Below are 26,281 nucleotides of genomic sequence, written 5' to 3'. Positions count from 1 at the left end.
ACGGGTCAGCGGACGGTGACCTGGGTCGTGCCCGTGACGCCGCCGCTGGTCACCGTGATGGTCGCGGTGCCGGAGCGGTGGGCGGTCAGGGCGCCGGTGGACGGGTCCACCGAGGCGACCTTGGGGTTGCCCGACGTCCAGACGTGGGACGCGGGGTCCGCGATCGGGATCGTGAGCGGTGCGATGTTGTCACCGGCGATCTGGTCGCCGGTCGCGGTCAGGGTGAGGCGGTCGCCGCGGGTGATCGGGTCCTTGGGGCCCGTGACCTCGATCGAGGCCAGCGCGGGCTCGACGGTGTACTGCAGGTTGCCGTCGTCACCGATCCGGACGAGACCGAAGTGGTAGATGCCACCCTGGTCGGCCGGGGCGTAGGCGGGCATGCCGAGGTCCGCGAAGGTGAACTGCGGGATGCCGCCCTCGTCCGTGGTCACGCTCCGGCCCTCGGGGTCGAGGATCTGCTCCGCGAAACCGCGCGCGTGGCCGTACATCATGATCACGTGCTGCTCGGGGTGCGTCTCCTGGTAGCGCTGCACCAGCCGCAGGTACATCCGCGCCTCCCAGCGGTCCGTGAACTGGCTGTTCGCGGCCGGGTGCGGGTCGTACGCGGGCATGTGGGTGATGACCAGCACGTCCTTGGCGGTGGTGTCCGTCAGCTGCTGGACGAGCCACGGGTACTGCACGCCCTCGGGGTTCTGGAACGGGTCCGAGGACTGCAGGCTGCCGTGCGAGTTGTCGGTGACGATCATCCGCGCCGCGCCCTGGCCGTACGCGTAGTGGGTCTCACCGAAGGTGTCGCTGAAGTTGCCGTTCTCGGAGTCGGCGCCCTGCGTGATCTCGTGGTTGCCGACGATGTCGCGCTCGGGGATGCCGAGGGCGTCCATCTTGGACTTCGCGTACCGCAGGTCCACCAGCTTGCCGTCGTCGGGCATGTCGCCGAGGAACTGGGCGGAGTCCGGGCGTGCCTGCGGGGTCAGGGTGGGCAGCCGCTCGGCGATGGAGTCCATCACGTTGCTGCTGACCGAACCCGGGTCGCTCGCGAGCATGTGCGCGTCGTCACCGGTGAGGATCGTGGTGCCGCGCTTGGCGAAGTCGGCTGAGTCCTCCTCGAAGGACAGCCACTTCGGGTTCTGCGGGATCGCGCGGTACTCGGGCACCGTGACCGGACGCGGCGAGTACAGGGCCTGCAGGCCCGCGACGTTGAGCGAACCGCTGTAGGCGGTGCTGGGGCTGATCGCCAGGAAGTCGATGAAGCTGATGGTCAGCGGGAACTGCATGCCCGCCGGCAGCTGTGCGACCGCCAGGTGCCAGTCCTTCCACGTCACGAACGTCGGGTACAGCGTGGTCGACGAGCCGTTGACGCCGATGTACTTCTCGGCGAGCTCGATGCCGTTGCCGTCACCCTTGATCCACACGCCGATGGCGGTGGGGACCTGGCCGTTGTCGGTGTCGGTCTTCAGGGTGACCTTCGGCGAGAGCACCAACTGCTTGACACCGGAGGCGGCCGGCATCGAGTAGTCGAGCCGCAGGGACCCCGACTCGTTGGAGCCCGGCGGGACGACGCCCGGGTCCGCGGTCAGGGTGGCGGGCTTGCCGGTGGTGTTGTTGCTGAGCCGCCACACGTCCAGGCTGGTGATCGGGTCGATGACCTTGCTGACCCGGCCCACGGCGACCGACGTGGTCGCGGTCGTGCCCGCGACCTGTGCGCTGACCTCGGCCAGACCGCCGTTGTCGGTGCTCGCGGTGAACAGGCCGTGCGCGTCGACGGTGCCCAGGTTCTCCGGGGTGACCTTCCAGGCGGCCGCCTCGGCGGGGATCTGCACCGCGCCGCCGTCCTTGACGGTGCCGGACAGGGCGAGCTGCTGGGTGGCGCCGTTGTCCAGGTCGGCCTTGTCGGGCGAGACCGTGAGGGTCTTGAGCCTGCTGACGACCTCGAGCTTCTCCGAGGTGGAGGCGCGGCCGTTCGAGGCGATGATCCGGCCCGAGCCCGTGCGGTGCGGGGTGAGCTTGCCGTCCTCGTACGAGGCCAGCGACGCGGGCACGACGCGGACGTGGACCTGGCCGGCCGCCGGGTTCGCGAGCCGGTCGACGGAGTGCACCGGAAGCGGGATGGTGCCGCCCGCGACGGTGGTGACCTGCTCGCCGCCGTTCACCACGACCTTGACGGCCGGGCCGGCCTCCTTGGCGGTGGAGTAGAAGAAGATGCCGTTGGCGACCGGACGCTCCGTGTTGCCGGGCTGGTCGGAGGGCTTGTTGACGATCTCGGCCCGGTCGGCGCCGGGGGCGCGGCTGACCATGCCGGTGGAGCCGCCGCCGTCGAAGAGCATGGCGTCGTAGGCGCCGTGGGCGACCATGTAGCCGGCGGCCTGGTCACGGGTCACGCCGAAGGCGGTGGTGGCGCCGCCCTGGCCGTCGACGGCGATGACGATGGCGTGCTTGCCGTCCTTGGTGACGCCGACCGCGGTCTCCGGGTTGGCGCCGCTCGGCGGGGTGCCGGTCGGGTCCTTGTAGACCTGGCCGTCCTTCACCAGCGTGTCGACGCCGCTGATCAGCTGGGTGACATCGTTGTCGGGCGAGAGCCGGGTGGCGATGCCCACCGTGTCGCCGCCGTGCAGGGTGTCGGTCAGCCACTGCCCGCCGTCGCCGGCGCCGAGCAGACCGAGTCGGCCGTCGGCGAGGCGCGGCACGGCGGTGACGCCGGTCCGCACGTCGTCGACGACGAAGCCGCCGTCGGTGACGTGGCCGAGCACCAGGACGGAGGCCTTGGGCAGGCCGGGGGTCTCGCCGAGGTCGGGGGTGACCTCGGTGATGCCGCCGGACGTCACGTCGTTCACGGTGTTCACCGAGGTGAGCGCGCGGATCGCGGAGCCGGCGGTGATCGTCCCGGAGAAGGTCTGCGGGCCCATCACGATGGTTCCGTCCGGCTTGACGCCCAACTGGGAGGCGAAGCCCGGCTTGGGGCTCTTCAGCAGGCGCCCGTCGGTCATGATGCCGCCGAGCGGACGGCCGCTGGCGTGGATCTCGAAGTAGTCGCCGTTGACGCCCGCCACCGCGTGGGTGCGGTGCGCCATCGAGGACGGCGTCTCGTCGGCCGGGTTGGTGATGGTGTCACCGGCCTGGACCATGCCGACCCGGAGGTTCGGGTCGTCGAGGTCGGCGGAGAGCACCTGGATGTGCCGCCGACGGTGTCGTAGGTCTCGCTGTAGTGCTGCAGACCGTGCGTGACCGTCTCTGCGGGGGTTGCGGTGTAGTCCACCACGAGCGGCCAGTTCTGCGGAGTCTCCGGCAACCAGTCACGGTCGGGCGCGTGGCCCTGGAGGGCCTCCTCGCCCGCCGGTGCCGAGGCGGTGGCCACGGCCCCGCCCACGGCGCCGGTCAGCGCCAGTGCCAGCGCGGTGACCACGGCGGTGCGGCGTGCGCCGGTCCCCGGGGTCCTCTTCCCGCGAAGTGTCATGGAGTGTTCCTTATGGGTGATGTGCCGGCTGGTCGCCGGCCCCCGTCCACCCGACACCCGTTCGGCGACGCCCAGGTTTCCGGTTGCGGATCGGCGGGTGACCCGCAGGGGGTGCGGGGTTATGGATTCGGTCAAGTCGTCGCCGCTGAAGGGGGTCCGCCGGGCGCACCGTTCCGCTGCCGTACCCGCGCGGACGTGCGGAACGCCCCGGCCGGGCATCGGCCGGGGCGGTTCCGTGGGTCCCTCGGGTCAGGTACGGGTGCCCGTCACCAGGGGGCGGGGCCCGGGGGCGCGACGACCGGGGGACGGTCGTCGCAGGTGATGGTGTTGGGCAGCTCCCACGCGCCCAGCCAGGGGCCCGTGGTGCCGCCGCCGTCGTTGCCGCCGAGGTCGGTCAGGGAGAACTCGGAGCCGGCGGCGGGGAAGTTGAAGGAGCCGCAGTTGTTGACGCCGACCGCGCCGACGTTGCGGGCGTCGACGTTCTCGAAGGACGCCGAGCCGGCGACCCTGGCGCTGACGACCGAGGTGCCGGTGCCGTCCACCCGGATGTCCTTGAAGTGCACGTTCGTGATCGAGTAGGTGTCCTTCACCGGCCAGTCGGCGACCAGCATGATCGCGTTGTAGGTGCTGTCGAGGAAGTGGTCGCCGGTCACGCGGATGTCGGCGTCGATGTTCCTCTCCAGGGCGTAGAACCAGATCGCGCCGAGGCCGATGTTCCAGTTCAGCTCGTACGTGCCCGCCCGCACCGTGGTGTTGTCGGTGATCCACAGGTGCCCGGTGAACGGCTGGGCGCCGAAGCGGGAGCCCACCTGGAGGGCGCTGCCCTCGCGGACGGGGTCGGCGATCAGGTTGCCGGAGACCGTGGTGTCGGTGCCGCCGTAGATCGCGATGCCGTTGGCGAGCACGGGCGTCTGCACGGTGTTGTGGTCGAAGGTGTTGCGGGCGTTGCCCGTCTTCTCCGACCACATCGCCAGCCCGTCGTCGCCGGAGTTGCGGACGAAGTTGTTGCGGACGACCGAATCGGTCACGCCGGTGTGGAAGTTGAGGCCGTCGGCGATCTGGTCGGTGATGACGTTGCCGGTGATCCGCAGGTTCGACATCGGGCCGTCGAACCACATGCCCACCTTGGTGTGGTGGATGTACAGGCCCTCGATGGTGGAGTCGCTCATCGCCCCGCCGACGCCGTTCACCTGGTCGGTGTCGATGCGTTCGCGGACGTCGCCCTCGATCGCGAAGCCCGACAGGTGGACATCGTGGCTGCCGCCGTCCGCCGCGTCCTTGCCGTAGAAGCCGACGCCGGTGTGCACGGAGCCATCGGGCGCGGGAGAGTCGAGCGCGACCTCCTTGCCCTTGATGATCGTGTACCAGCTGCCGGCGCCCTCGATCGTCACGTCGTCCACGACGATGTGCCGGTTGACCTGGTAGGTGCCCGGCGGGATGTAGACCTTCAGGTGCGCGCGGCGGGCGAAGGCGATCGCCTTGTCCAGGGCCTTGGCGGAGTCCCGGCGGCCTGTCGGGTCGGCGCCGAAGGCGAGGACGTTCGCCGCGAGGAGCGCGACGCGGGGCGGGGCGACCAGGTGGGAGTCGAGGAGGTCGACGGTCGTCGGGACGGCCCCGGAGCGCGCCGGGACGGTGAGCCGGATCCTGTCGCCCGCCTTGTACGTCCGGCCCAGCAGGAGGCGCTGCTCGTCGTAGAAGTGGTTCGGCCGGAAGGGCTTGGAGATCACCGGCGCCGGGGTGGTCGCGTTGGGCACGCAGCCGCACTCGGTGATCCACCAGTCGTCGTGGAGCAGCCCGGCCTGCGGGTCGTTGGAGAACGGGTACTGGTTGTAGAGCCAGGCGTACTGCGAGGTCAGGGTCATCGTCGTGCGGGCGCGGCCGCCCACCGTCACGTCGAGCGGCGCGGTGATGCCGCCCCCGCCGGGCGCGTCCGGGACGCTGTACCGCACGGTGATCGCGTTGGCGGCGCTCGGCAGCGTGAACTCCACGTACTGGCCGCGCCGCAGGGTCACCGCCTTGCGCCCGGACGCCTCCGCGGGGAGCGTGTAGGCGCTCCGGTCGGGGCCGATGACCTCGCCGTCCGTGACGGCGTTCTCGGCTTCCTGCTCCACGAACCCGAGGTCCGCGCCACGGCCCTTGACCAGCGCCGGGTCCAGTGCCGCCCGCGTCACGACCGGCCGGGCCGCGCCCTTCGCCGTCGCGGTACCGGCCTGCGCCGTGGCGCCGACCGGGCCGATGCCGACGCCGAGGCCGGCCGCCACCGCGACCACCGCCACGGCTCTTCGCCAGGCACTCCTGCTGCTCCGTGTCATCCCCAGCTCTTCTCTCGTAAGGCGCGACCGCCCGGGACGTTCGAGGCGGAGCGGGCGTCGTGAGGTGAGGAGACAGTAAGGACCCGTCAGGCCGCTCCACAAGGCTCATGCGTGATGTTTTCGGCATGATGATGGTCAAGTGCGTCTGTCTGTTTGTTTTTTGCGCTGCTTGCGTCACTCGTTGCGGAAGCGGACAACGTGAAGCGCGCCCCGGGCCGAGCGGGGCCAGGGGTTGGTGGGGGCGGCTTACCGGCCCGGCCAGGGCCGGGGCAGCGGGACCCACTGCGGTCCGCGGTGGTGCAGCCACCACTCGCCGATGGTCCGGAACTTCTCCTCGAAGGCGGCGTCCCGGCTCATGAAGCCGGTGATGGGCGCCCGCAGGCGGGTGAGGCGGCCGTCCGCCTCGCAGATCACCACCCGTCGCACGCCCATGTTCGACTCGACCCGGATGCCCTGGACGTCCGCCCAGCGGACCGTCCTGCGCCGTAGGTTGTGCACCACCGCGGCCGCCGGGGTGAGCGTGACGCCGAACCGCGCGGAACCGAGCAGCCCCGCCGGCAGCGCGAGCCACACACCCGCCGGGAACGCGAACCCGGCGCCGGACGAGTCGGGGAAGATCAGCGGTTCGGCGATCGCCAGGGCCGTGACGAGGACGGCGGCGGGCACCATCGGCATCACCCTCTGGTACCAGGTCAGCCGGAAACGGACGCGCTCCATCGAACTCCCCACCCCTTGCCGGCGCATGATCGCCGACGCAGCCTGGCCGAGCCCGGCGCCGCTGTCCACCCCGGCGGGAGGGTCAGCCGGCCGGGGCGGCCGCGGGGGGTGGCCCGGGCGCGTGGCGCAGCCCGTACGCGATGAGGGGTTCGAGGGCGGCGAGGAGTTCGGTGCCCCGGGCGGAGGGGTGGTAGAGGATCTGCACGGGGGTGCTCGGGATGACCTCGCGGCCGATGAGGCCGAGGTGCTCCATCTCCTTGAGGCGTTGCGAGAGCAGCCGGTCGGAGATGCCCGGCACCATGCGGCGGTAGTCGGTGAACCGCCGGGCGCCGCGGGCGGCGGCCAGCAGGACGGCACCGGTCCAGCGGCGGCCGACCTGTTCGAGGACGGCCTGGAAGGCGGTGCAGGCCTCGGCGTCGATGTCGGGCTCGGTGGTCTCGCGGGAAGTCACTTACCCGAGATTAGCGGCTAATCTTCGCCTTTGCCGAAGGTCCCGGCCCCCCGACGCTGAAGCCATGGACACCACCGACCGTGCACAGCGGCTCCGCTTTGGGCTGAGCCTCGACCCGGACGCCGGCCGTCTGCCGGAGACGCTGGAGCTGGCCGCCGCCGCGGACGCCGCGGGGCTGGACCTGCTCGCCCTGCAGGACCACCCGTACCAGCCCGGGCACCTCGACGCGCTCACGCTGTCCGCCCTGGTCGCGGCCCGCACCTCGCGCATCTGCGTCTTCACCGACGTCGCGGACCTGCGGCTGCGGCCCCCGGTCATGCTGGCCAAGACCGCCGCGAGCCTGTCGGCGGCGTCCGGCGGCCGCTTCCAGCTCGGCGTGGGCGGCGGCGGCATACCGGAGGCGATCGGCTCGATGGGGGCGGCGCCGATGCCGCCCCGCGAGGTCGTGGCGTACACGGAGGAGTCGCTGCGGATCATGCGGACCGCGCTGGACGGCGGGCCCGTGCGGCACCGTGGCGACGTGCTCGCGGTGCCCGGCTACCAGGCCGGCCCGGTGCCGCCGCGCCGGGTCGAGCTGTGGCTCGGCGGGCAGCGGCCGCGGATGCTGGCGGTCGCGGGCCGGGCGGCGGACGGCTGGATCTCGCCGCTGAACATCTACGTGCCGCCGCAGGAGGTGCCGGAGCGTCAGCGCGTCGTCGACGAGGCGGCCCGCGCCGCCGGGCGCGATCCCGCGCGCGTCCGCCGCATCTACAACGTGATCGGTGTCATCGGCGGCTCCGGCGCCCCCGGCCTCAACGGCGACGTCGGCCGGTGGGCCGACACCCTCGCCGAGTGGGCGACCGTGCTGCGCTTCGACACCTTCGTCTTCTGGCCCGTCACCGCGCACCGGCAGCAGCTGGAGGTCTTCGCCGGCGAGGTCGTGCCGGCCGTCCGCGAGCGGGTGGCCCGATGACGCCCGGCCCCGGCCCCGGCACCGTCCCGGCCGCCGCCTTCGCGGTGCCCGCCGCCCTGGCGGAGCGGACCGTGCTCCCCGGCGACCCCCGCTACCCGATGCTGCGCTCCACCTACACCACCGTCGCCCGCCCCGCCGCCGTGGTCCTCGTCCGCGGGCCCGGCGACATCGCCGCCGCCCTCGACGCGGCCCGTACGCAGGGACTGCCCGTCGCCGTGCGCTCCGGCGGCCACGGGCTGTCCGGCCGGTCGTCCAACGACGGCGGGGTCGTCATCGACCTCTCCGGGCTCGACGAGGTCCGGGTCCTGGACCGGGCGGCCCGCCTGGTGCGGGTCGGTGCGGGCGCCCGCTGGGGCCGGGTGGCGTCCACGCTCGCGGCGCACGGGCTGGCCGTCAGCTCGGGCGACCACGGCAACGTGGCGGCCGGTGGCCTGGCCATCGCGGGCGGCATCGGCTGGCTCGCCCGTACGTACGGGCTGACCGTCGACCGGGTCCGCGCCGTCGAGCTCGTCCTGGCCGACGGGACCGCGCTGCGGGCCGACGCCACGCACCACCCGGACCTGTTCTGGGCGGTGCGGGGGGCGGGCGCGGGCGTGGGGATCGTGACCGCCTTCGAGATCGAGGCGATGGCCCTGGGGGACATCGGCGTGGCCCAACTGGTCTTCGAGGCCGACCGCGCGGGCGGCGCCCTCGCGCAGTGGGCGGCCGCGATGGCCGCCGCGCCGCGCACGCTCACCTCCGCCGCCCACCTCCTGTCCGACGGTCCGGCCCTGGCGCTCTCCGTCACCGTCGCCGTGGCCGACGACGACCCCGACCGCGTCCGCGAGGCACTCGGCCCCCTGCTGGCCGGGCGGCACCGCCCGCTCCAGGCGACGGCACAGATGGCCCCGTACACCGCGCTGGTCTCCACCGCCCACCAGCACGCCAACACCGGTCAGCAGCCCGTGGTGAGCACCAACTCGCTGCTGCCCACGATGACCCGGGACGCCGCACGCGCCGTCATGGCGACCGCCGGCGACCGGCGCCGGCCGGCCTTCGTCCAGCTGCGCTCGCTCGGGGGCGCGATCAACGACGTCCCGGCCGACGCCACCGCCTACGCCCACCGCACCCAGCAGGTCCTGGCGCAGGGCAACCTCTTCCCGCCGCACGGGCCGGACGACCTGCACCGCCTGTGGACGCCGGTCCGTGAGCTCGGCGACGGCAGTTACGTGAACTTCGAGAGCGGCACCGGGCCCGGCGTCTTCGACCGCGCCTACCCGGGCGCAACCGGTGCGCGGGTGCGCGCGCTGTGGCGGCGCCACGACCCGGACGGCGTCCTGCGCCCGCTCACCCCCGGCTGACCGCGCCCGGGCCGGACCGGCGGCGCTCGGCGAACGGGCCGCCCGGTCCGAAGGCCAGCGCCGCGAAGCGCCGGCCCATCCGCCGGTAGCCCGCGGCGTTGGGGTGCAGGTCGTCGGGCAGGTCGGCGACGTCGCCGGGCCCGAAGAGCCGGCGGCCGTCCAGGTAGTGCAGGTTACGGTCGCCGGAGGCGGCCCGGGCGGCCACGATCCGGGCCAGCTCGGCCCGGATGACGGTGAGCGTGAGCGCGCCGCCGGGGACGTCCGCCGGAGAGCCCATGGCCACCACCCGCGGGACGGGGGCCGACAGGTCGGGCGCGGTCGGGCCGGGGGTGGTCTCCACGACCGGGCAGCTGATGGGCGACACGACCAGCAGCGGGGTGTCCGGGTGCCCGTCGCGGACGGTGTCGAGGAAGCCGTGCACGGCCGGGCCGAAGGAGCGCAGCCGGAAGGCGTCCCGGTTCACGATGTTGATGCCCAGCTTGAGGCTGATCAGGTCGGCCGGCAGGTCCCGGATGGTCCGGGCGACGTACGGGTCGAGCATCGCGTTGCCGCCGAGCCCCAGGTTGAGCAGCTCGGCCCCGGCCAGGGCCGCGGCGAGCGCCGGCCAGGTGGCGGTCGGGGACTCGGCCGCGGCGCAGTGGCTGATGGAGCTGCCGTGGTGGATCCAGCGCCGCCGGCCGGTCGGGCGCGGCGGCAGCACCTCGGCGTCCGCCCACAGCCCGACCAGCTCGGTGCGGGTCTGCTGCGGCAGCCACAGCTCGACGTCCTTCTCGCCCCGGGGCAGGTCGTGGAACCGGACCCGCCCCGGCGCCCCCGGCTCGCGCCGGGAGGGCTCGGCGAACAGGTCCGGCTTGTGGAGGACGTCCCCTGGCGGCGCGGGGACGCTGCCGGCGCGCCTGCCGTCGACGACCAGGTCGACGACCCCGGCGGGCAGCGGCTCCGAGGTCCCCGCCAGCTGCCAGACCGAGGTCAGCAGTTCCAGCTCGACCACCCGGGCGGCGGTCCGGAACGCCAGCCGTACGCCGGAGGGCAGGGCGGTCATCTCGTCCATCAGGACGTCCGGGTACTGCGCCCGCGTCCACGCCGGGAGACGCCGCGGCAGCAGCCCGGCCCTCGTCCGTTCCAGGTCGAGCGCGCCGCGGATCTCCACCGGGCCCCCGGTCAGCGGGACCGCGTGCAGGGCGTGCGTCGCTGTTGTCACGTTTTCTCCCTGCCCGGGACCGGCCGTCGGCACACGGCCGCGCCATCGGATCCGGCATCCGGTGCCGTGCCCGCGCCGATGGGCGCCGGTGTCCGGGCGCCGCCGGAGGCGCCCGCGGGCGCGGGACGGCCGGGGGCGTGAGCGGATCCCCGTCGCCGGCGGCCCCTACGGAACCAGGACGACCTTGCCCATCGTGCCGCGGCCTTCCAGGGCCCTGTGCGCCGCGGCGGCCTCGGCGAGCGGGAAGCGCTGCACGGCGGGGGTGAGCCGCCCGGCCGCCCATGCGGCGAGGGCCTCCTCCTCCAGCGTCCGCAGGCCGAACCGCAGCATCGCCGGACCGAGGACGACCTGGGAGGTGATGCCGCGCGCGGCCAGTTCGCCGGGCGTGAACTCCAGCGGGCCGCCGGACGCCCAGCCGTAGACCACGTGCCGCCCGCCGGGGCCCAGCAGGTCAACCGCCCCGCGGCCGAGGTCGCCGCCGACCGCGTCGAGCGCGACCGTGCCCGGCCGCCCGCCGAGCACCGCCCGGGCGGTGTCCGTCCAGTCCTCGGCGGAGTAGTCGACGGCGGCGTCCGCGCCCAGCTCCAGGACGCGCGCGGTCTTGGCCGGCCCGCCCGCGAGCCCGAGGACGACGGCGCCCGCGGTGCGCGCGGCCTGTACCAGCAGGCTGCCCAGCCCGCCCGCCGCCGCGGTGACCACGACCGTGTCGGCGGGGCCGAGCGGTGTCTGGCGCAGGATGCCCAGGGCCGTGCGGCCGGTGCCGATCATGGCGACGGCCTCGGCGGCGTCCTTGCCGTCCGGCAGCACGTGGAGCTTCTCGACGGCGGTGACGGCGAGTTCGGCGTAGCCGCCCGGCGCCATGCCCAGATGGGCCACGACGCGCCGGCCGAGCCACTCGGGGCCGACGCCCTCCCCGGCGGCCTCCACGGTGCCGGCCACCTCGCGGCCGGGGACCGTGGGCAGCTCGGGCAGCGGGTAGGGGCCCTTGGGGTCGCCGGAGCGGATGGCGGTGTCGATCACGTGGACGCCGGCGGCGGCGACGGCGATGCGCACCTCGCCGGGGCCGGGCTCCGGGTCCTCGGTCCTCTCGTAGCTCAGGTTCCCGGCCGGGCCGAACGCGTGGAGACGGATGGCGTGCACGGTGCTTTCCCCCTGGACACGACGACAGTGGGCGGTCGGATGATCCGCACCGCCCACTGTCCGACCTCAACCGGGGTTGAGGTCAAGCGAGGAGCTTCGCCTTCGCCTTGGTGTACTCCTCGTCGGTGATGTGGCCCTGGCTCTTGAGCTCGGCGAGCTTGGACAGCTGGTCGACGTTGCCGTCAGCCGTTCCGCCCTCGCCCGCGGCGGCCTGCCGCACGTACTGCTTGAAGGCCGCGTCCATTTCCTTCGCCTGCTTCTGGTCCCGCTCGGCCATGCCCTTGCCCCGGGCGATGACGTAGATCAGCACGCCGATGAAGGGCAGGAAGATCAGCAGGATGATCCAGCCGGCCTTGGCCCAGCCGCCGACCGTGTGGTCGCGGAAGAGGTCACCGATGATCCTGAAGAGCAGGAAGAACCACAGCACCCAGCAGAAGATCAGGAGCATCGTCCAGAAGAGGTTCAGCAGAGGGTAGTCGTCCATGCCCCAAGTGGACGGCGGCCGTACGGGTCCCGCACCTGGGATTGCGCCGTTCGGGCTACAGGCGGGGGAACCGCGCCGTCAGGTCCCAGATCGCGGGGTTGGCGTCCAGGCCGTCGTGCATGTCCGTCAGGTCGGCGACGAGGTCGTGCAGGAAGTCGCGGGCCTCGCCCCGCAGCTCGGCGTGGGGGAAGGAGAGCGGCCGGTCGTCCGGCGCCCAGTCGGCGCCGACGTCGACGAAACCGAAGCGGCGCTGGAAGCGGAGCCGGTCGGTGGACTCGGTGAAGTCCAGCTCGGCGTACTGGGGGCGGGCCGCGCGGCTGCCGAGCGGGTCGCGGTCCAGCTGCTCGACGATGTCGCACAGCGCCCACGCGAAGTCGAGGACCGGCACCCATCCCCAGGCTGTGGACAGTTCGCGGTCGGCCGTCACGTCCGCCAGGTAGACGTCCCCGCAGAACAGGTCGTGGCGCAGCGCCCGTACGTCGGCGGTGCGGTAGTCGGTCTGCGGGGGGTCGGGGAAGCGGCGGGAGAGCGAGTAGCCGAGGTCGATCACCCGCCGATGGTACGCGGCGGCCCCGGCGGCAGGTCCTTGTGGAGGACGGAGCAGGGGCGGCCCATCTGCCGGTCCTCGCGGTGGTCGATCACCCGGTAGCCGAGCGTCCGCCAGAACGCCAGCGCGCCGGGGTTGCTGTCGAGCACCGCCAAACGCACGCCGTCCCGTCCCCGCGCGCGCAGCCGTTCCTCGACCAGCCCGGCGAGTTCGCGTCCCAGCCCCGAGCGGTGCCGGCCGCCGTGCACCATCAGCAGGCCGATCCAGGGGTAGGGGTCGAGAGGATCCGGGTGCTCGGCAAGGGTGACGGCGAGGCCTGCCAGGTTCCCGTCGGCGCCGTCGCGGGCGAGCAGCACTTCGGTGGCGGGGTGCGCCAGTTCGGCGTTGACGCTGCTCGCGACCTGGTCCGCCGTGACGGACCCGGGGTCGGGGAAGTCACCGGTGGCGCGGTGGAAGGCGGGGTTGGAGGCGTACAGCTCCGTCAGCCCGGCGAGGACGCCGGGCGGGAGGGAGCCGTCCACCGGCAGTAGGGGTTCGAGCACCAGCATGCCCCGCACGCTAGTCGCGTGCGGGGCACGGAGCGCCTCATTAAGTGAGGCTCGCGGGACCCGACGGGTGTCAGAGGCCGACGCCGAAGTCGGTGGCGATGCCGGCGAGGCCGGAGGCGTAGCCCTGGCCGACCGCGCGGAACTTCCACTCGGCACCGTTGCGGTAGAGCTCGCCGAAGACCATGGCGGTCTCGGTGGCGGCGTCCTCGCTGAGGTCGTAGCGGGCGATCTCGGCGCCGCCGGCCTGGTTGACGATGCGGATGTAGGCGTTGCGGACCTGGCCGAAGTTCTGGCTGCGGGTCTCGGCGTCGTAGATCGAGACGGGGAAGACGATGCGCTCGATGTCGGCGGGCAGCCCCGCCAGGTTGACGTTGATCGCCTCGTCGTCGCCCGCGCCCTCGCCGGTGCGGTTGTCGCCGGTGTGGACGATGCTCTGGTCCGGCGTCTGCTTGTTGTTGAAGAAGACGAAGTAGGCGTCCGCGTAGACCTTGCCGCTCGGGTTGAGCGCGATGGCGCTCGCGTCGAGGTCGAAGTCGGTGCCGGTGGTGGTGCGCACGTCCCAGCCAAGACCCACCGTGATGGCCGCCAGGCCCGGTGCTTCCTTGGTGAGCGAGACGTTGCCGCCCTTCGACAGGCTTACAGCCATGGGAGTCCCCTCCGTGATGTCGGTCATTCGTGCCGACGACGACGCTACCTTCACAGGGGGGAACGTCGTGAGAGGCCGGCATGGTTCCTTTACGGCGAAAAACGCCTCCCGGGCCATGTCCCGGAAAATCCTGTGACTCCGGCGGCCGTCGGCGGGATCATGGGGGACATGTCCGGGCCGCCCCCTCTCGTCGTCCGCGGCTCGGTCTCCCTTCCGGAGGCCGAGCTGATGTGGCGTTTCTCCCGGTCGTCCGGACCGGGCGGCCAGCACGTGAACACCTCCGACAGCCAGGTCGAGCTGCGATTCGATCTCGCCAATTCCGAGTCGCTGCCCCCGGTGTGGAAGAAGCGTGCCCTGGAGCGGCTCGCCTCCCGCCTGGTGGGCGGCGTCCTGGTCGTGCGGGCCTCCGAGCACCGCTCGCAGTGGCGCAACCGGGAGGCGGCGATGACGCGCCTGGCGGCGCTGCTCGCCGAGGCGACGGCGCCGCCGCCGAAGGTGCGCAGGCCCACGAAGATCCCGCGCGGCATCAACGAGCGGCGGCTGCGGGAGAAGAAGCGCCGCGGCGACACCAAGCGCGGCCGGGACCCGCGGGGCTGGTCCTGAGCCCTGGCGGCGTCCTCCGCGCGCGGCCCTGCCGGGCTCCTCAGCCGAGGTGCCGGTAGCGGCCCCGGAAGTACATCAGCGGCGCGCCGTCGGCGCTGGGGGTGCGCGCGGTCAGCACGCGGGCGATCACCAGGGTGTGGTCACCCGCCGGGACGCGCTGCTCGGTCTCGCACTCCAGCACGGCCAGGCCGCCGCCGAGTATCGGAGCCCCCGAGACCTCGCCGCGGTAGTAGGCGACGTCCTCGAAGAGCAGCCGGTCGCTGATGCGGCCGCGCATGGCGAAGCGCCCGGCGATGTGCCGCTGGCTCTCGCTCAGCACGGACACCGCCCAGCGCCGCCGGCGCTCCAGCAGTTCGTCCATGCGGGACCCCTCGCGCAGGCTCACGAGCACCATGGGCGGCTCCAGGGAGACCGAGACGAAGGCGGTCGCGGTCATGCCGACGTCCTCGCCCCGCGGGCCGTCCTCGGGGTCGTGGGCGGTCACCAGGACCACCCCCGCGGCGAGGCGGCTCATGGCGGCGCGGAAGGCATCGCTGTCCACGCCCGTGAGGGGTGGCTCGGAACCGTCGGGCACGGTCCCAGGATGCGGGATGCGGGGCGCGGAGGTGATTGACTGTGACACGCCCCGACGCTAGCCGGACTGCCGCACCACCCGCATCGGACTTCGGATCGAGCCAGGTCCTAGGACCTCCCGGCCACGCCCGCTTCCGGTCGTACGACCCCCGCTCACCTGCTCGATTGTGTTCAATGGGTGAAGGCGGAACACCGGCCTGCTCTACGCTGCGTGATCGGAACACGACAATCGGATGTGACTTGAGTCACAAGGGGCATGAATTGTTGACCCTGTGTACCGGTCGAACTGCTCGCTGTGATTCAGTTGCGGTGGGAATTGGACCACAACGGACCACAAGCAGTCTCAGGAGTTGTCGTCGAGGGCCCGGGGAGAGCGCATGGACACCGAGTCGGAGCCGTATGTCCGCCTCGCGACCCTGCGCCAGGTGCACCAGGTCGTGGCCGACCTCAACTGCGCGCGCAGCCTCGCCGACACCCTGCAGGCCGTGGCCGACGGCGTCGTCAAGGGCCTCGGCTTCGAACTGGCCGTGGTCAACCTCGTACGCCCGGACGGTGACCTGGTCGTCGCCGCCGTCGCCGGGAGTGCCGCCGCGGAGGCCCTGATGGCCGGCCGGGTCGGCTCGCGCGCCTCCTGGGAGCGCCGGCTCACCATGGGGGAGCGCTGGGGCACCCTGCGCTTCATACCCCACCACGAGGGCTGGGTCCTGGACGGCGACGACGTCCCCAGCTGGCCCGGCGACGGCCCGCCGCCCCGCTTCCCCGACGAGTGGCACCCCGAGGACCGCCTCCTCGCCCCCATGTACGCCAACCCGGCCGGCGGGGGCGAGCTGATCGGCGTCATCTCCGTCGACCGTCCCGTGGGCGGCCGCCGGCCCGGCCCCTGGGGCCGCGAGGCGTTGCAGATGTACGCCTTCCAGTCCGCCATCGCCATCAGCAACGCGCGTCTACGTGCAAATATGCAACGCGCCCTGGTCCGTCTGGAGCGCGAGCAGCAGGCGCTGCGGGCCAGCGAGGAGAGCTTCCGGCAGGCCTTCGAGTACGCCCCCAGCGGCATGGCCATCGCCGAGATGGGCGGAGACCAGCACGGCAAGCTGGTCCGCACCAACGACGCGCTGTGCCGGCTGCTCGGCCGCCCGGCCGCGGTGCTGCGCCGCCACTCCTTCTCCGACCTCGTCCACCCCGAGGACGTCGGCGTCCTGCTGCGCACCAGCGCCGAGGGCGGCCGCGCCGAACTGCGGCTGCAGCGCCGCGACGGCAGTTACGTGTGGGTCAACCTGCGCAACTCCGTCGTCGCCGACACCGCCGACGGGCCGCGCTTCCTGCTCACCCACGTCGAGGACATCGAGGAGCGCAAGGGCCGCGAGATCGCCCTCGCCCACCGGGCCAGCCACGACTCGCTCACCGGCCTGCCCAACAGCGCCGAACTGCGCGCCCGGCTGTCCGGCAAGATCTGCGCCCGTCCGCAGGCCCCGGACGCCGACGGCCACACCGCCGCCCACGCGGGCACTGACGAGTTCGCCTACACCTACGACTACGACCCGATCGAAAGCGCCGCCCGGCTGTCCGGCTTCGACCACCACACCCACACCGTCGCGCCCTCCGACGACGCGGACGGCGGCAAGGGCCTGGCCGTGCTCTTCTGCGACCTGGACGGCTTCAAGTCGATCAACGACCGCTTCGGCCACCACACCGGCGACGCCGTGCTCATCGAGGTCGCCCGCCGCCTCACCAGCGCGGTGCGGGACGGCGACACCGTGGCCCGGCTGGGCGGCGACGAGTTCGTCGTCCTCGCCGACGGCCTCGGCCGGGAGGACGCCGAGGACCTCGCCGTCCGCCTGCGCAACGCGATCATCCCGCCGATCCGCTTCGAGGGCCGCGCGGTCCGGGTCGGGGCGAGCTTCGGCATCGGCTGGGCCGGCTGCGGCATGACCGCGGACGAGGTGCTGCAATCCGCGGACCAGCGCATGTACATCGAGAAGCGCTCCCGCAACGGCACCCGCAGCCACCGCCGCGCCGCGGGCTGACCGTACGGAGGACGCACCCCCGGCGGCCCGGTGGCCTCATCCTCGGCGGAGGGCGCGCGTCCACCCTGGGGAGTACCCCGGATCGCTCCTCCGGTTGACTCCCGCACGCATCCGGGATGCCTACGCTGGGTTACGTGCAGCGTCTCTACGATTTCCTCCGCAGGCACCCGACCTGGGTCGACGGCTTCTGGGCCCTCGTCCTGCTCGGGATCTCCTCCCTGTGGATCGTCGCCGACGACCTGCACGCGCACTCCCGGGTCGCCGCCGTGCCGCTGGTCCTCGCGCTGTCCGCCGTGGTCGCGCTGCGCCGCCGCATGCCGGAGAAGATGCTGCTGCTCGCCGTCCTCGTCGGGGCGCTCCAGTTGCTGCTGGACGTCCAGGTCAACCCCGGCGACTTCGCCATGCTGGTGATCATCTACACCGTCGCGGCCAACGGCGCCCGCTGGGCGTCCCGGCTCGCCCTCGCCGGCGGCCTGGTCGCCTCCACCATCTCCACGCTGCGCTGGCCCAACGAGACCGAAGGCCAATGGGCCGACGCCGTCTCCGCCGTCTTCCTCGCCGTCCCCTTCCTGCTCGCCTGGGTGATCGGCGACAGCCTCCGCACCCGCCGCGCCTACTACGCCGAGCTGGAGGAACGCGCCGCCCGCCTGCAGCGCGAACGCGAGGCCCAGTCCAAGGCCGCGGTCGCCGCCGAACGCGCCCGGATCGCGCGCGAACTGCACGACGTCGTCGCCCACAACGTCTCCGTCATGGTCGTCCAGGCCGACGGCGCCGCCTATGTGCTGGACGCCTCCCCGGAGCAGGCCAAGCAGGCACTGGAGACCATCTCCACCACCGGCCGCCAGGCGCTCACCGAGATGCGCCGCCTGCTCGGGGTGCTGCGCGCCGGCGACGACGGGGGCGGCGAGTACGTGCCGCAGCCCGGCGTCGACCAGCTGACCGACCTCATAGAGCAGGTCCGGGGCGCCGGCCTGCCGGTCGCCTTCGAGGTCGAGGGGGAGTCCCGGCCGCTCGCCAGCGGCGTCGAGCTCACCGCGTACCGCATCGTGCAGGAGGCGCTCACCAACACCCGCAAGCACGGCGGGCCCGAGGCGCGCGCCAAGGTCCGGCTCACCTTCGGCGACGGCGACCTCAGCCTCCTCATCGAGGACGACGGCCGCGGCGCCCAGCAGGAGCTCTACGAAGGCGGCGGCGAGGACGGCCAGGGCCAGGGCCTCATCGGCATGCGCGAACGCGTCGGCATGGTCAGCGGCTCCCTGGACGCCGGCCCGCGCCCCGGTGGAGGCTTCCGGATCAGCGCGGTGCTCCCGGTGAAGGCTTCCCGCTAGCGGGAACCGAATGACGACAGAAGAGGGAAAGAGGACCGGACCCATGGCGATCCGCGTGATGCTCGTCGACGACCAGGTGCTGCTGCGCACCGGCTTCCGCATGGTGCTGCAGGCCCAGCCCGACATGGAGGTCGTCGCCGAGGCGGGGGACGGCGCGGAAGCCGTCGCGACCCTGCGCACCACCCCGGTGGACGTGGTCCTCATGGACGTCCGCATGCCCCGCCTGGACGGCGTCGAGGCCACCCGCCAGATCTGCGGCGCCCCCGACCGCACCCCCGACGACGGCGGGCCCCGCGTGCTCATCCTGACCACCTTCGACCTCGACGAGTACGCCTTCTCCGCGCTCAAGGCCGGCGCGAGCGGCTTCATGCTCAAGGACGTGCCCCCGGACGAGCTGCTCACGGCGATCCGCGCCGTCCACAGCGGCGACGCGGTCGTCGCCCCCAGCACCACGCGGCGCCTGCTCGACCGCTTCACCCCCCTGCTGCCGAGCACGAGCCAGCCGACGCACAAGGAGGTGGACCGGCTGACGGACCGCGAGCGGGAGGTGCTGCTGCTGGTCGCCCAGGGGCTGTCGAACGGGGAGATCGCGGCGAAGCTGGTGCTCAGCGAGGCGACGGTGAAGACGCACGTCGGGCGCATCCTCACGAAGCTGGATCTGCGGGACCGGGTGCAGGCGGTCGTCCTCGCGTACGAGACGGGGCTCGTCCGCGCCGGCAGCGGCGGCGCCGCGTAGCGGTTGCGCGTTGTCGTGTGCGGGTGCGTTGCGGTTGCGGTTGGGGGTTTCCCCGCCGCCCGCCCGATTGCCCGGCGCGGTCAGTGCGGGCCTGCGCTCCGTTGGCGTGAGGTCGGGGCCGCGCCGGCGCACGTCCTCAGCGCTCGCGGTTTACCCCGACATCGTTCGGCGCCGGGTTCGCCGCTCGTCGCTTCCGGGCGCACCCCGCCACACCCCCTCCCGATGTCGCGGCGCATGACGGCTGGTGGAGGGTGAGTAAGGCACCTGCGGCGACCCCGGACGGCTCTCTCACCCCCTCCGGCCGTTAGTCGCCCATACGGCAGGAGGGGGTGTGGCGGGGTGCGCCCATGGGGGTCCCCCCGGCCGAAGGCTGGGGGAGACGAGCGGCGGACCCAGCGCCGAACGATGTAGGGCCAAACCGCGAGCGCTGTGGGGGTCCCCCCGGCCGAAGGCTGAGGACGTGCGCCGGCGCGGCCCCGACCCAGGCACATGGTGCGAGACCCGCACTGACCGCGCCGGATGGGGGTCCCCCCGGCCGAAGGCTGGGGGAGGGGGGCGGGCGGGGAACCGCCCGCCGCAGGCGCAAACGACTCGCACACAAAAACCCGGGCGGCCCGGCGCAGCCGTCAGGCGGTGCCACGGGCGACGTCGACGAGACGGAGGAAGTCCGCGACGGCGTCCCCCACGGCGGCGGCGTCCCACTCGAGGGCGGACGCCCCCACCGTGACCTCCGTCATGGCGACCCCCGGCACTTCCGCCTCCGCCCAGCGGCCGAAGAGCGCCGTCTTGGTCTCCTCGGCCTGCCGCACCGCGGCCTCGTTGAGGAGGTCCGGGGACTGTGCGAGCCACACCTGGAACTGGTGCGTGTGCGGCACGTCCGGGTGGACCCGGACCCAGCCCGCGCCCGCCGCGAGTGCGTCCCGCAGGGCCGCCGCGACGACCTTCGCGTGGGCCACGTACTCCGGCAGGCGCGGCAGTTCGTGGTCGAGCCCGTCGAGTGCCGCCAGCACCGCCGGCCACTGCTGGAAGACCAGCCCGCCGTAGCGGTGCCGCCAGGTGCGCGCCTCGGCGGCGAGGTCGGCGGGGCAGGCCAAGGCGGCGCCGGAGACGCCGCCGAGGGACTTGTAGAAGGAGACGTACACGCTGTCGGCGAGCCCCGCGATCTCGCCCAGGGGCTGCCCGAAGTGCGGCGGGCACTCCCACAGGCGGGCGCCGTCGAAGTGGACGACGGCGTCGCGCTCGCGTGCCGCGGCCACGGTGGCGGTGAGTTCGTCCCAGGTGGGGAGGACGAAGCCGGCGTCCCGGAGCGGCAGCTCCAGCATGAGCGTGCCGAAGGGCTCGTCCATGCCGCGCACCTCGTCCGCGTCCGGTATGCGGCGGGCCGTGGTGGGGTGGACGGTCCGCAGCCCGCTCAGCGCGGACAGCGCGCCGCGCTCGTGCACCTCGGGGTGGGCCAGCGGGTGCAGCGCGACGACCGGGTTGCCGGTGCGTCCCGCCCAGCAGCGCAGGGCGACCTGCTGGGCCATCGTCCCGGTGGGGAACCAGACGGCCTCCTCCGTGCCGAGCAACCCGGCCACCCGGTGCTCCAGTTCGGCGACGATCCCGTCGCCGTACATGTCCACGGGGCGCTCCAGGCCGTCCCGGCCGGCCAGTCTGGCCAGCCGTTCCCGCATCGTGGCGGGTTTCCCGTGGGACAGCACGCGGTCGCAGGCGCGTACGGCGGCGATGCGCCGCGCCTTCTCGTCATCGGCAGAGGTCATGGACCGATCCTGCCGCCCCGGAGGGCGCGGGGAAACATTCGCGTAGCATTGACGAGAACGTCCGGTACCCCCGTGAGGACTGGAACGGAAGGCCAGCGCAGCGTGAACGCATCGCACACCCCGGGGCCCCTGCCCCCCGACGTGGAGGCCCGCCCCGCGCGGCTCACGGTCGGCGTCGTCGGCGCGGGACGGGTCGGTACCGCGCTCGCGGCCGCGCTGAAGCTCGCCGGGCACCACCCGGTCGCGGCGTCGGGTGTGTCCGACGCCTCACGCCGCCGTGCCGCCGCCCTTCTGCCCGACGTGCCGCTCGTGGAGCCGGCCGAGGTGCTGGCCCGCTCCGAGCTCGTCCTGCTGACGGTGCCGGACGACGCGCTGCCGGAGCTCGTGACCGGCCTCGCCGAGACCGGAGCCGTACGGCCGGGCCAGCTGCTGGTGCACACCTCGGGCCGGTACGGCACCGGCGTGCTGCAGCCGGCCCTGCGCGCGGGCGCGCTGCCGCTGGCCCTGCACCCCGCGATGACCTTCACCGGCACCTCCGTCGACGTGCAGCGGCTGGCCGGCTGTTCGTTCGGCGTCACGGCACCGGTGGAGCTGCGGATGGCGGCCGAGGCCCTGGTGATCGAGATGGGCGGTGAGCCCGAGTGGATCGAGGAGTCGGCGCGCCCGCTCTACCACGCGGGCCTGGCGATCGGCGCGAACCACCTGGTCACCCTGGTCGCCCAGTCCATGGAGCTGCTGCGCGCCTCCGGCGTCGCCGAACCCGGCCGCATGCTGGGCCCGCTGCTCGGCGCGGCCCTGGACAACGCCCTGCGCTCCGGTGACGCGGCCCTCACCGGCCCGGTCGCCCGCGGCGACGCGGGCACGGTCGCGGCGCACCTGGCGGAGCTGCGCCGGCACGCGCCGGAGATGGTGGCCCCGTACGTCGCGATGGCCCGCGCCACGGCGGACCGCGCCCTGGCGGGCGGGATGCTGAAGCCGGAGTTCGCGGAGGCGCTGCTGGGCGTCCTGGCGGACGGCGCCGAGGGGGGAAAGCGATGACCAGGCTGGTGCACACCGCGCGCGAGCTGCGGGCGGCCGTCGAGGGCCGGCCCGGCGAGGTCGGGGTCGTCATGACCATGGGCGCGCTGCACGAGGGGCACGCGACCCTCGTGCGCACCGCCCGCGAGCGGGTGGGGGACGGCACCGTGGTCGTCACCGTCTTCGTCAACCCGCTGCAGTTCGGGCCGGACGAGGACTTCGACCGCTACCCGCGCACCCTCGACGCCGACGTCGAGACCGCCGGGCGGGCCGGCGCCGACCTCGTCTTCGCGCCCGCCGCCGACGAGGTCTACCCCGGCGGGCAGCCGCAGGTGCGGATCAGCGCCGGGCCGATGGGCGAGGGCTACGAGGGCGCCGTTCGCCCCGGCCACTTCGACGGCATGCTGACCGTCGTCGCCAAGCTGCTCCACCTGACCCGGCCGGACGTCGCCTTCTACGGCCAGAAGGACGCCCAGCAACTGGCCCTCATCCGCCGCATGGTGACGGACCTGGACTTCCCGGCCGAGATCGTCGGCGTGCCCACGGTCCGCGAGCCGGACGGCCTGGCCCTGTCCAGCCGCAACCGGTACCTCTCCGACGGCGACCGCGGGACCGCCCTGACCCTCTCCCGCGCCCTGTTCGCCGGGCGCGACGCGTTGGACGACGGGCCGGAGGCCGTACGGGCCGCGGCGCGGACGGTGCTGGAGAAGGGCGACGGCCTCGCCGTGGACTACCTCGCCCTGATCGACCCGCGCGACTTCACCGAGGCCGCCCCCGGCCACACCGGGCCGGCGGTGCTCGCGGTCGCCGCCAGGGTCGGCACGACCCGGCTGATCGACAACATCCCCCTGGAGTTCGGAGCCCGCCGATGAGCGGCACAGGTACAGGCATACGGCTGCACTCCCCCGCGCCCGGCTGGGCGCACGAGGCGGACGTGGTGGTGGTCGGCTCCGGCGTCGCCGGGCTGACGGTGGCGCTGCGCTGCGCCGCGCAGGGCGCCAAGGTCACCGTCGTCACCAAGGCGCGGCTCGACGACGGCTCCACGCGCTGGGCGCAGGGCGGCATCGCCGCCGCCCTCGGCGAGGGCGACACCCCGGAGCAGCACCTGGACGACACCCTTGTGGCGGGCGCCGGCCTCTGTGACGAGGAGGCGGTGCGCACCCTGGTCACCGAGGGCCCAGACGCCGTCCGCCGGCTGATCGCGACGGGCGCGCACTTCGACACCAGTGAGGCCACCGGCGAGATCCTGCTGACCCGGGAGGGCGGCCACCACCGCCGCCGGATCGCCCACGCGGGCGGCGACGCGACGGGCCTGGAGATCTCCCGGGCGCTGATCGAGGCCGTGCGCGAGGCCAGGATCGAGTTCATCGAGAACGCGCTCGTGCTCGACCTGCTGACCGACGCCGAAGGCCGTACCGCGGGCGTCACCCTGCACGTCATGGGCGAGGGGCAGCGTGACGGCGTCGGCGCCGTGCGGGCCCGCGCCGTGGTGCTGGCCACCGGCGGCATGGGGCAGGTCTTCTCGGCCACGACCAACCCGGCGGTGTCCACGGGCGACGGGGTGGCGCTCGCGCTGCGCGCCGGCGCGGAGGTCTCGGACCTGGAGTTCGTGCAGTTCCACCCGACGGTGCTCTTCCTCGGCGCGGACGCGGAGGGCCAGCAGCCGCTGGTCTCCGAGGCCGTGCGCGGGGAGGGCGCGTACCTCGTGGACGCCGACGGGGTGCGCTTCATGCAGGGCCAGCACGAGCTGGCCGAGCTGGCGCCGCGCGACATCGTCGCCAAGGGCATCATGCGCCGCATGCAGGAGACCGGCGCCCAGCACATGTACCTCGACGGCCGGCACTTCGGCGCGCGGATGTGGGAGCAGCGGTTCCCGACGATCCTGGCCGCCTGCCGCGCCAACGGCATCGACCCGGTCACCACGCCGATCCCGGTGGCGCCCGCGGCGCACTACGCCTCCGGTGGCGTCCGCACCGACCTGCACGGCCGCACCACGGTGCCCGGCCTGTACGCGTGCGGCGAGGTCGCCTGCACGGGCGTGCACGGCGCCAACCGGCTGGCGTCCAACTCCCTCCTGGAGGGGCTGGTCTTCGCCGAGCGCATCGCCGCCGACATCGCCGAGCACCCCGCGGCCCCCGGCGCCCCGGTGGTCCCGGAACCGGGCCGTTCCCCGCTGCTGCCCTCCGAGGCCCGCTTCGCGATCCAGCGGATCATGACGCGCGGCGCCGGAGTGCTGCGCAGCGCGGACAGCCTGGACGGCGCGGCGGCGGCGCTGAGCCGGATGTACGCCGACGCCGAGGAACTGCTGGAGCGCGACGGCAAGACGGCCGAGCCCTGCGTGGAGACCTGGGAGGCGACCAACCTCTGCCTGGTCGCCCGGGTCCTGGTCGAGGCGGCCCGCCGCCGTGAGGAGACCCGCGGCTGCCACTGGCGCGAGGACCGGCCCGGGCGCGACGACGAGAACTGGCGCCGGCACATCGTCGTCCGGCTCCCCGCCGGTGGTGCGGGGCTGCCCGCGGCACCCACTAGTCTCACCATCCGCACCACCCCCACAGCGGACCTTCCCGCCACCCGTCCTGGAACGGAGCACCTGCGATGAGCACGCCCGACCTCCCCCTCCTGCAGATCGGCGGCGGCGGTGGCTGCGGCGACGGCTGCGGCTGCGGTGCCGGCGACGACTACGCGCACGACCCGAACGAGTGCGGTCTCGACCCCGACCTCGCGCGGCTGCTCGTCGACGCCGGGCTGGACCCGGTGCTGGTCGAGGACGTCGCGCACATGGCCATCGAGGAGGACCTGGACGGCGGGGTGGACGTCACCACCGTGGCCACCATCCCCGAGGAGGCCCTGGCCACCGGTGACTTCACCGCGCGCGAGGCCGGCGTGGTCGCCGGGCTGCGGGTCGCCGAGGCGGTCCTGTCCATCGTGTGCACCGACGAGTTCGAGGTCGAGCGGCACGTCGAGGACGGCGACCGGGTCGAGGCGGGTCAAGTGCTGCTCTCCGTGCGCACCCGTACGAGGGACCTGCTGACCGCCGAGCGCAGCGCGCTCAACCTGATGTGCCGGCTGTCCGGGATCGCCACCACCACGCGCCGCTGGGCCGACGCGCTGGAGGGCACCAAGGCGCAGGTCCGCGACACCCGGAAGACGACCCCGGGCCTGCGCGCGCTGGAGAAGTACGCGGTCCGTTGCGGCGGCGGCGTCAACCACCGCATGTCGCTGTCGGACGCGGCCCTGGTCAAGGACAACCACGTGGTCGCCGCGGGCGGCGTGGCGGCGGCCTTCAAGGCCGTCCGCGAAGAGTTCCCCGAGCTGGCGATCGAGGTCGAGGCCGACACCCTGCACCAGGTCCGCGAGGTCCTGGAGGCGGGCGCGGACCTGATCCTGCTGGACAACTTCACCCCTTCCGAGACGGAGGAGGCGGTCGCCATCGTCGCGGGCCGCGCCCTGCTGGAGTCCTCCGGCCGGCTCTCCCTGGACAACGCCCGGGCCTACGCCGCGACCGGCGTCGACTACCTCGCCGTGGGCGCCCTGACGCACTCCTCGCCGATCCTCGACATCGGGCTGGACCTGCGGTCCGAGGGGTCGGAGCGGGACTGATGCTTCTCACCATCGACGTCGGCAACACCCACACCGTCCTGGGGCTGTTCGACGGGGACGAGATCGTCGAGCACTGGCGGGTCTCCACCGACGCGCGCCGCACGGCGGACGAGATGGCCGTCCTCATGCAGGGCCTGATGGGCATGCACCCGCTGCTCGGCGAGGAGCTGGGCGACAACATCCACGGGATCGCCATCTGCTCCACCGTCCCCTCGGTGCTGCACGAGCTGCGGGAGGTGACGCGCCGTTACTACGGCGACGTGCCGGCGGTCCTCGTCGAGCCCGGCGTCAAGACCGGCGTCCCGGTGCTCACCGACAACCCCAAGGAAGTCGGCTCCGACCGGATCATCAACTCCCTCGCCGCCGTCCACCTCTACGGCGGGCCGTGCATCGTGGTGGACTTCGGCACGGCCACCACCTTCGACGCGGTCACGACGCGCGGCGAGTACGCCGGCGGTGCCATCGCCCCCGGCATCGAGATCTCCGTGGACGCCCTGGGTGCCCGCGGCGCCCAGTTGCGCAAGGTGGAGCTGACCCGCCCGCGCAGCGTCATCGGCAAGAACACCATCGAGGCCATGCAGTCCGGCATCCTGTACGGCTTCGCCGGCCAGGTGGACGGCGTGGCCGAGCGGATGGCGCGGGAGCTCGCCGACGACCCGGACGACGTCACGGTCATCGCCACCGGCGGGCTGGCGCCGCTGGTGCTGGGTGAGTCGGCGGTCATCGACGTCCACGAGCCCTGGCTGACCCTGATAGGCCTCCGGCTGGTCTACGAGCGGAACGTGTCGACGACCTGACGGCCCGGCGGGCGCGGCCCGGCAGGCGGACGGGGGAGGCACGCGGCGCGCCCG

General features: G+C 73.5%; 23 protein-coding genes. 11 read left to right on the top strand and 12 right to left on the bottom strand.

What is annotated here, in order from left to right; genetic code table 11:
• Positions 1-5 precede the first annotated feature (5 nt).
• The 4 genes from ACFV3E_RS21200 to ACFV3E_RS21185 all read right to left on the bottom strand — a co-directional run bounded on the left by ACFV3E_RS21200 (position 6) and on the right by ACFV3E_RS21185 (position 6,931).
• Positions 6-3,164: a phosphodiester glycosidase family protein gene (locus ACFV3E_RS21200; RefSeq protein WP_500536019.1), complete on the bottom strand. Its 3,159-nt coding sequence runs from the start codon at positions 3,162-3,164 to the stop codon at positions 6-8.
• Positions 3,165-3,717: 553 nt separating this feature from the next.
• Positions 3,718-5,763 carry a glycosyl hydrolase family 28-related protein gene (locus ACFV3E_RS21195; RefSeq protein WP_500536018.1) on the bottom strand — a complete coding sequence of 682 codons (2,046 nt, stop codon included), beginning with the start codon at positions 5,761-5,763 and terminating at the stop codon, positions 3,718-3,720.
• A 246-nt stretch (positions 5,764-6,009) separates the two neighbouring features.
• A complete protein-coding gene (locus ACFV3E_RS21190; protein ID WP_500536017.1) occupies positions 6,010-6,480 on the bottom strand; it encodes a hypothetical protein in 471 nt (156 codons plus the stop codon).
• 82 nt (positions 6,481-6,562) lie between these two features.
• Positions 6,563-6,931: a winged helix-turn-helix transcriptional regulator gene (locus tag ACFV3E_RS21185; protein WP_500367509.1), complete on the bottom strand. Its 369-nt coding sequence runs from the start codon at positions 6,929-6,931 to the stop codon at positions 6,563-6,565.
• Positions 6,932-6,995: 64 nt separating this feature from the next.
• Here ACFV3E_RS21185 and ACFV3E_RS21180 point away from each other — a divergent pair, with 64 nt between their 5' ends.
• Entirely contained in the window at positions 6,996-7,883 is an 888-nt protein-coding gene (locus ACFV3E_RS21180; RefSeq protein ID WP_500536016.1) for an LLM class flavin-dependent oxidoreductase, read from the top strand.
• Positions 7,880-9,223, top strand: a complete 1,344-nt coding sequence (locus tag ACFV3E_RS21175; RefSeq protein ID WP_500536015.1) for an FAD-binding oxidoreductase — start codon at positions 7,880-7,882, stop codon at positions 9,221-9,223. Before ACFV3E_RS21180 ends, ACFV3E_RS21175 begins: the two co-directional genes overlap by 4 nt.
• Here the strand turns inward: ACFV3E_RS21175 and ACFV3E_RS21170 are convergent.
• From ACFV3E_RS21170 to ACFV3E_RS21145, 6 genes are all read right to left on the bottom strand, one after another.
• On the bottom strand, positions 9,210-10,424 hold the full coding sequence (locus tag ACFV3E_RS21170; protein WP_500536014.1) for a GDSL-type esterase/lipase family protein: 1,215 nt from the start codon (positions 10,422-10,424) through the stop codon (positions 9,210-9,212). The genes ACFV3E_RS21175 and ACFV3E_RS21170 overlap by 14 nt on opposite strands.
• A gap of 165 nt (positions 10,425-10,589) precedes the next feature.
• Positions 10,590-11,564 (bottom strand): zinc-binding dehydrogenase, encoded by a 975-nt coding sequence (locus tag ACFV3E_RS21165; protein WP_500536013.1) that lies wholly within the window; start codon positions 11,562-11,564, stop codon positions 10,590-10,592.
• Positions 11,565-11,646: 82 nt separating this feature from the next.
• The gene (locus ACFV3E_RS21160; protein WP_500536012.1) at positions 11,647-12,048 is read right to left on the bottom strand and encodes an SHOCT domain-containing protein; all 402 of its coding nucleotides are present in this window, start codon (positions 12,046-12,048) and stop codon (positions 11,647-11,649) included.
• A 55-nt stretch (positions 12,049-12,103) separates the two neighbouring features.
• Positions 12,104-12,598, bottom strand: a complete 495-nt coding sequence (locus ACFV3E_RS21155; RefSeq protein WP_500536011.1) for a hypothetical protein — start codon at positions 12,596-12,598, stop codon at positions 12,104-12,106.
• On the bottom strand, positions 12,595-13,143 hold the full coding sequence (locus tag ACFV3E_RS21150) for a GNAT family N-acetyltransferase (RefSeq protein WP_500536010.1): 549 nt from the start codon (positions 13,141-13,143) through the stop codon (positions 12,595-12,597). The genes ACFV3E_RS21155 and ACFV3E_RS21150 overlap by 4 nt, the downstream gene beginning before the upstream one ends.
• Before the next feature lie 70 nt (positions 13,144-13,213).
• Entirely contained in the window at positions 13,214-13,789 is a 576-nt protein-coding gene (locus ACFV3E_RS21145) for a TerD family protein (protein WP_499513210.1), read from the bottom strand.
• 159 nt (positions 13,790-13,948) lie between these two features.
• Here ACFV3E_RS21145 and arfB point away from each other — a divergent pair, with 159 nt between their 5' ends.
• Positions 13,949-14,392: an alternative ribosome rescue aminoacyl-tRNA hydrolase ArfB gene (arfB, locus tag ACFV3E_RS21140; protein ID WP_500330255.1), complete on the top strand. Its 444-nt coding sequence runs from the start codon at positions 13,949-13,951 to the stop codon at positions 14,390-14,392.
• Between the two features lie 40 nt (positions 14,393-14,432).
• Here the strand turns inward: arfB and ACFV3E_RS21135 are convergent, their stop codons facing one another.
• Positions 14,433-14,906, bottom strand: coding sequence for a flavin reductase family protein (locus ACFV3E_RS21135; protein ID WP_500333838.1), 474 nt, complete (start codon positions 14,904-14,906; stop codon positions 14,433-14,435).
• Between the two features lie 436 nt (positions 14,907-15,342).
• On the opposite strand from ACFV3E_RS21135, the gene cdgB reads away from it, so the two are divergent.
• The 3 genes from cdgB (at position 15,343) to ACFV3E_RS21120 (ending at position 19,053) form a co-directional block, all read left to right on the top strand.
• Positions 15,343-16,989: a diguanylate cyclase CdgB gene (gene cdgB / locus ACFV3E_RS21130; RefSeq protein WP_500330202.1), complete on the top strand. Its 1,647-nt coding sequence runs from the start codon at positions 15,343-15,345 to the stop codon at positions 16,987-16,989.
• Between the two features lie 134 nt (positions 16,990-17,123).
• On the top strand, positions 17,124-18,317 hold the full coding sequence (locus ACFV3E_RS21125; protein ID WP_500536009.1) for a sensor histidine kinase: 1,194 nt from the start codon (positions 17,124-17,126) through the stop codon (positions 18,315-18,317).
• A gap of 43 nt (positions 18,318-18,360) precedes the next feature.
• The gene (locus ACFV3E_RS21120) at positions 18,361-19,053 is read left to right on the top strand and encodes a response regulator (protein WP_500536008.1); all 693 of its coding nucleotides are present in this window, start codon (positions 18,361-18,363) and stop codon (positions 19,051-19,053) included.
• A gap of 626 nt (positions 19,054-19,679) precedes the next feature.
• Here the strand turns inward: ACFV3E_RS21120 and ACFV3E_RS21115 are convergent.
• Positions 19,680-20,813 (bottom strand): threonine aldolase family protein, encoded by a 1,134-nt coding sequence (locus ACFV3E_RS21115; RefSeq protein ID WP_500536007.1) that lies wholly within the window; start codon positions 20,811-20,813, stop codon positions 19,680-19,682.
• A 102-nt stretch (positions 20,814-20,915) separates the two neighbouring features.
• Between ACFV3E_RS21115 and ACFV3E_RS21110 the strand changes: the two genes are divergently transcribed.
• From ACFV3E_RS21110 to ACFV3E_RS21090, 5 genes are read left to right on the top strand one after another with little or no spacing between them, the layout of a single operon-like run.
• Complete coding sequence (locus tag ACFV3E_RS21110; RefSeq protein WP_500536006.1) at positions 20,916-21,851, top strand: Rossmann-like and DUF2520 domain-containing protein; 936 nt, start codon at positions 20,916-20,918, stop codon at positions 21,849-21,851.
• Positions 21,848-22,702: a pantoate--beta-alanine ligase gene (panC, locus tag ACFV3E_RS21105; RefSeq protein WP_500536005.1), complete on the top strand. Its 855-nt coding sequence runs from the start codon at positions 21,848-21,850 to the stop codon at positions 22,700-22,702. Before ACFV3E_RS21110 ends, panC begins: the two co-directional genes overlap by 4 nt.
• Positions 22,699-24,429, top strand: coding sequence for an L-aspartate oxidase (locus tag ACFV3E_RS21100; protein WP_500536004.1), 1,731 nt, complete (start codon positions 22,699-22,701; stop codon positions 24,427-24,429). The genes panC and ACFV3E_RS21100 overlap by 4 nt, the downstream gene beginning before the upstream one ends.
• Positions 24,426-25,430 (top strand): carboxylating nicotinate-nucleotide diphosphorylase, encoded by a 1,005-nt coding sequence (gene nadC, locus ACFV3E_RS21095; RefSeq protein WP_500536003.1) that lies wholly within the window; start codon positions 24,426-24,428, stop codon positions 25,428-25,430. The genes ACFV3E_RS21100 and nadC overlap by 4 nt, the downstream gene beginning before the upstream one ends.
• Positions 25,430-26,227 (top strand): type III pantothenate kinase, encoded by a 798-nt coding sequence (locus ACFV3E_RS21090; protein WP_499513219.1) that lies wholly within the window; start codon positions 25,430-25,432, stop codon positions 26,225-26,227. Before nadC ends, ACFV3E_RS21090 begins: the two co-directional genes overlap by 1 nt.
• Positions 26,228-26,281: the final 54 nt, after the last annotated feature.

It is taken from the genome of Streptomyces sp. NPDC059718, assembly GCF_042733315.1.
In the GTDB taxonomy this organism is placed as follows: Bacteria; Actinomycetota; Actinomycetes; order Streptomycetales; family Streptomycetaceae; genus Actinacidiphila.
Note: the sequence above shows the minus strand (reverse complement) of the source record. Positions and strands in the feature narration are given on the sequence as shown.

Excerpts from the sequence above, each read along its gene's own strand:
- ACFV3E_RS21195 (WP_500536018.1), bottom strand. The coding sequence starts at position 5,763 with ATGACACGGAGCAGCAGGAGTGCCTGGCGAAGAGCCGTGGCGGTGGTC.
- ACFV3E_RS21190 (WP_500536017.1), bottom strand. The coding sequence starts at position 6,480 with ATGGAGCGCGTCCGTTTCCGGCTGACCTGGTACCAGAGGGTGATGCCG.
- ACFV3E_RS21180 (WP_500536016.1), top strand. The coding sequence starts at position 6,996 with ATGGACACCACCGACCGTGCACAGCGGCTCCGCTTTGGGCTGAGCCTC.
- ACFV3E_RS21175 (WP_500536015.1), top strand. The coding sequence starts at position 7,880 with ATGACGCCCGGCCCCGGCCCCGGCACCGTCCCGGCCGCCGCCTTCGCG.
- ACFV3E_RS21160 (WP_500536012.1), bottom strand. The coding sequence starts at position 12,048 with ATGGACGACTACCCTCTGCTGAACCTCTTCTGGACGATGCTCCTGATC.
- ACFV3E_RS21150 (WP_500536010.1), bottom strand. The coding sequence starts at position 13,143 with ATGCTGGTGCTCGAACCCCTACTGCCGGTGGACGGCTCCCTCCCGCCC.
- ACFV3E_RS21145 (WP_499513210.1), bottom strand. The coding sequence starts at position 13,789 with ATGGCTGTAAGCCTGTCGAAGGGCGGCAACGTCTCGCTCACCAAGGAA.
- arfB (WP_500330255.1), top strand. The coding sequence starts at position 13,949 with ATGGGGGACATGTCCGGGCCGCCCCCTCTCGTCGTCCGCGGCTCGGTC.
- ACFV3E_RS21135 (WP_500333838.1), bottom strand. The coding sequence starts at position 14,906 with ATGAGCCGCCTCGCCGCGGGGGTGGTCCTGGTGACCGCCCACGACCCC.
- cdgB (WP_500330202.1), top strand. The coding sequence starts at position 15,343 with ATGGACACCGAGTCGGAGCCGTATGTCCGCCTCGCGACCCTGCGCCAG.
- ACFV3E_RS21120 (WP_500536008.1), top strand. The coding sequence starts at position 18,361 with ATGGCGATCCGCGTGATGCTCGTCGACGACCAGGTGCTGCTGCGCACC.
- ACFV3E_RS21115 (WP_500536007.1), bottom strand. The coding sequence starts at position 20,813 with ATGACCTCTGCCGATGACGAGAAGGCGCGGCGCATCGCCGCCGTACGC.
- panC (WP_500536005.1), top strand. The coding sequence starts at position 21,848 with ATGACCAGGCTGGTGCACACCGCGCGCGAGCTGCGGGCGGCCGTCGAG.
- ACFV3E_RS21100 (WP_500536004.1), top strand. The coding sequence starts at position 22,699 with ATGAGCGGCACAGGTACAGGCATACGGCTGCACTCCCCCGCGCCCGGC.
- nadC (WP_500536003.1), top strand. The coding sequence starts at position 24,426 with ATGAGCACGCCCGACCTCCCCCTCCTGCAGATCGGCGGCGGCGGTGGC.
- ACFV3E_RS21090 (WP_499513219.1), top strand. The coding sequence starts at position 25,430 with ATGCTTCTCACCATCGACGTCGGCAACACCCACACCGTCCTGGGGCTG.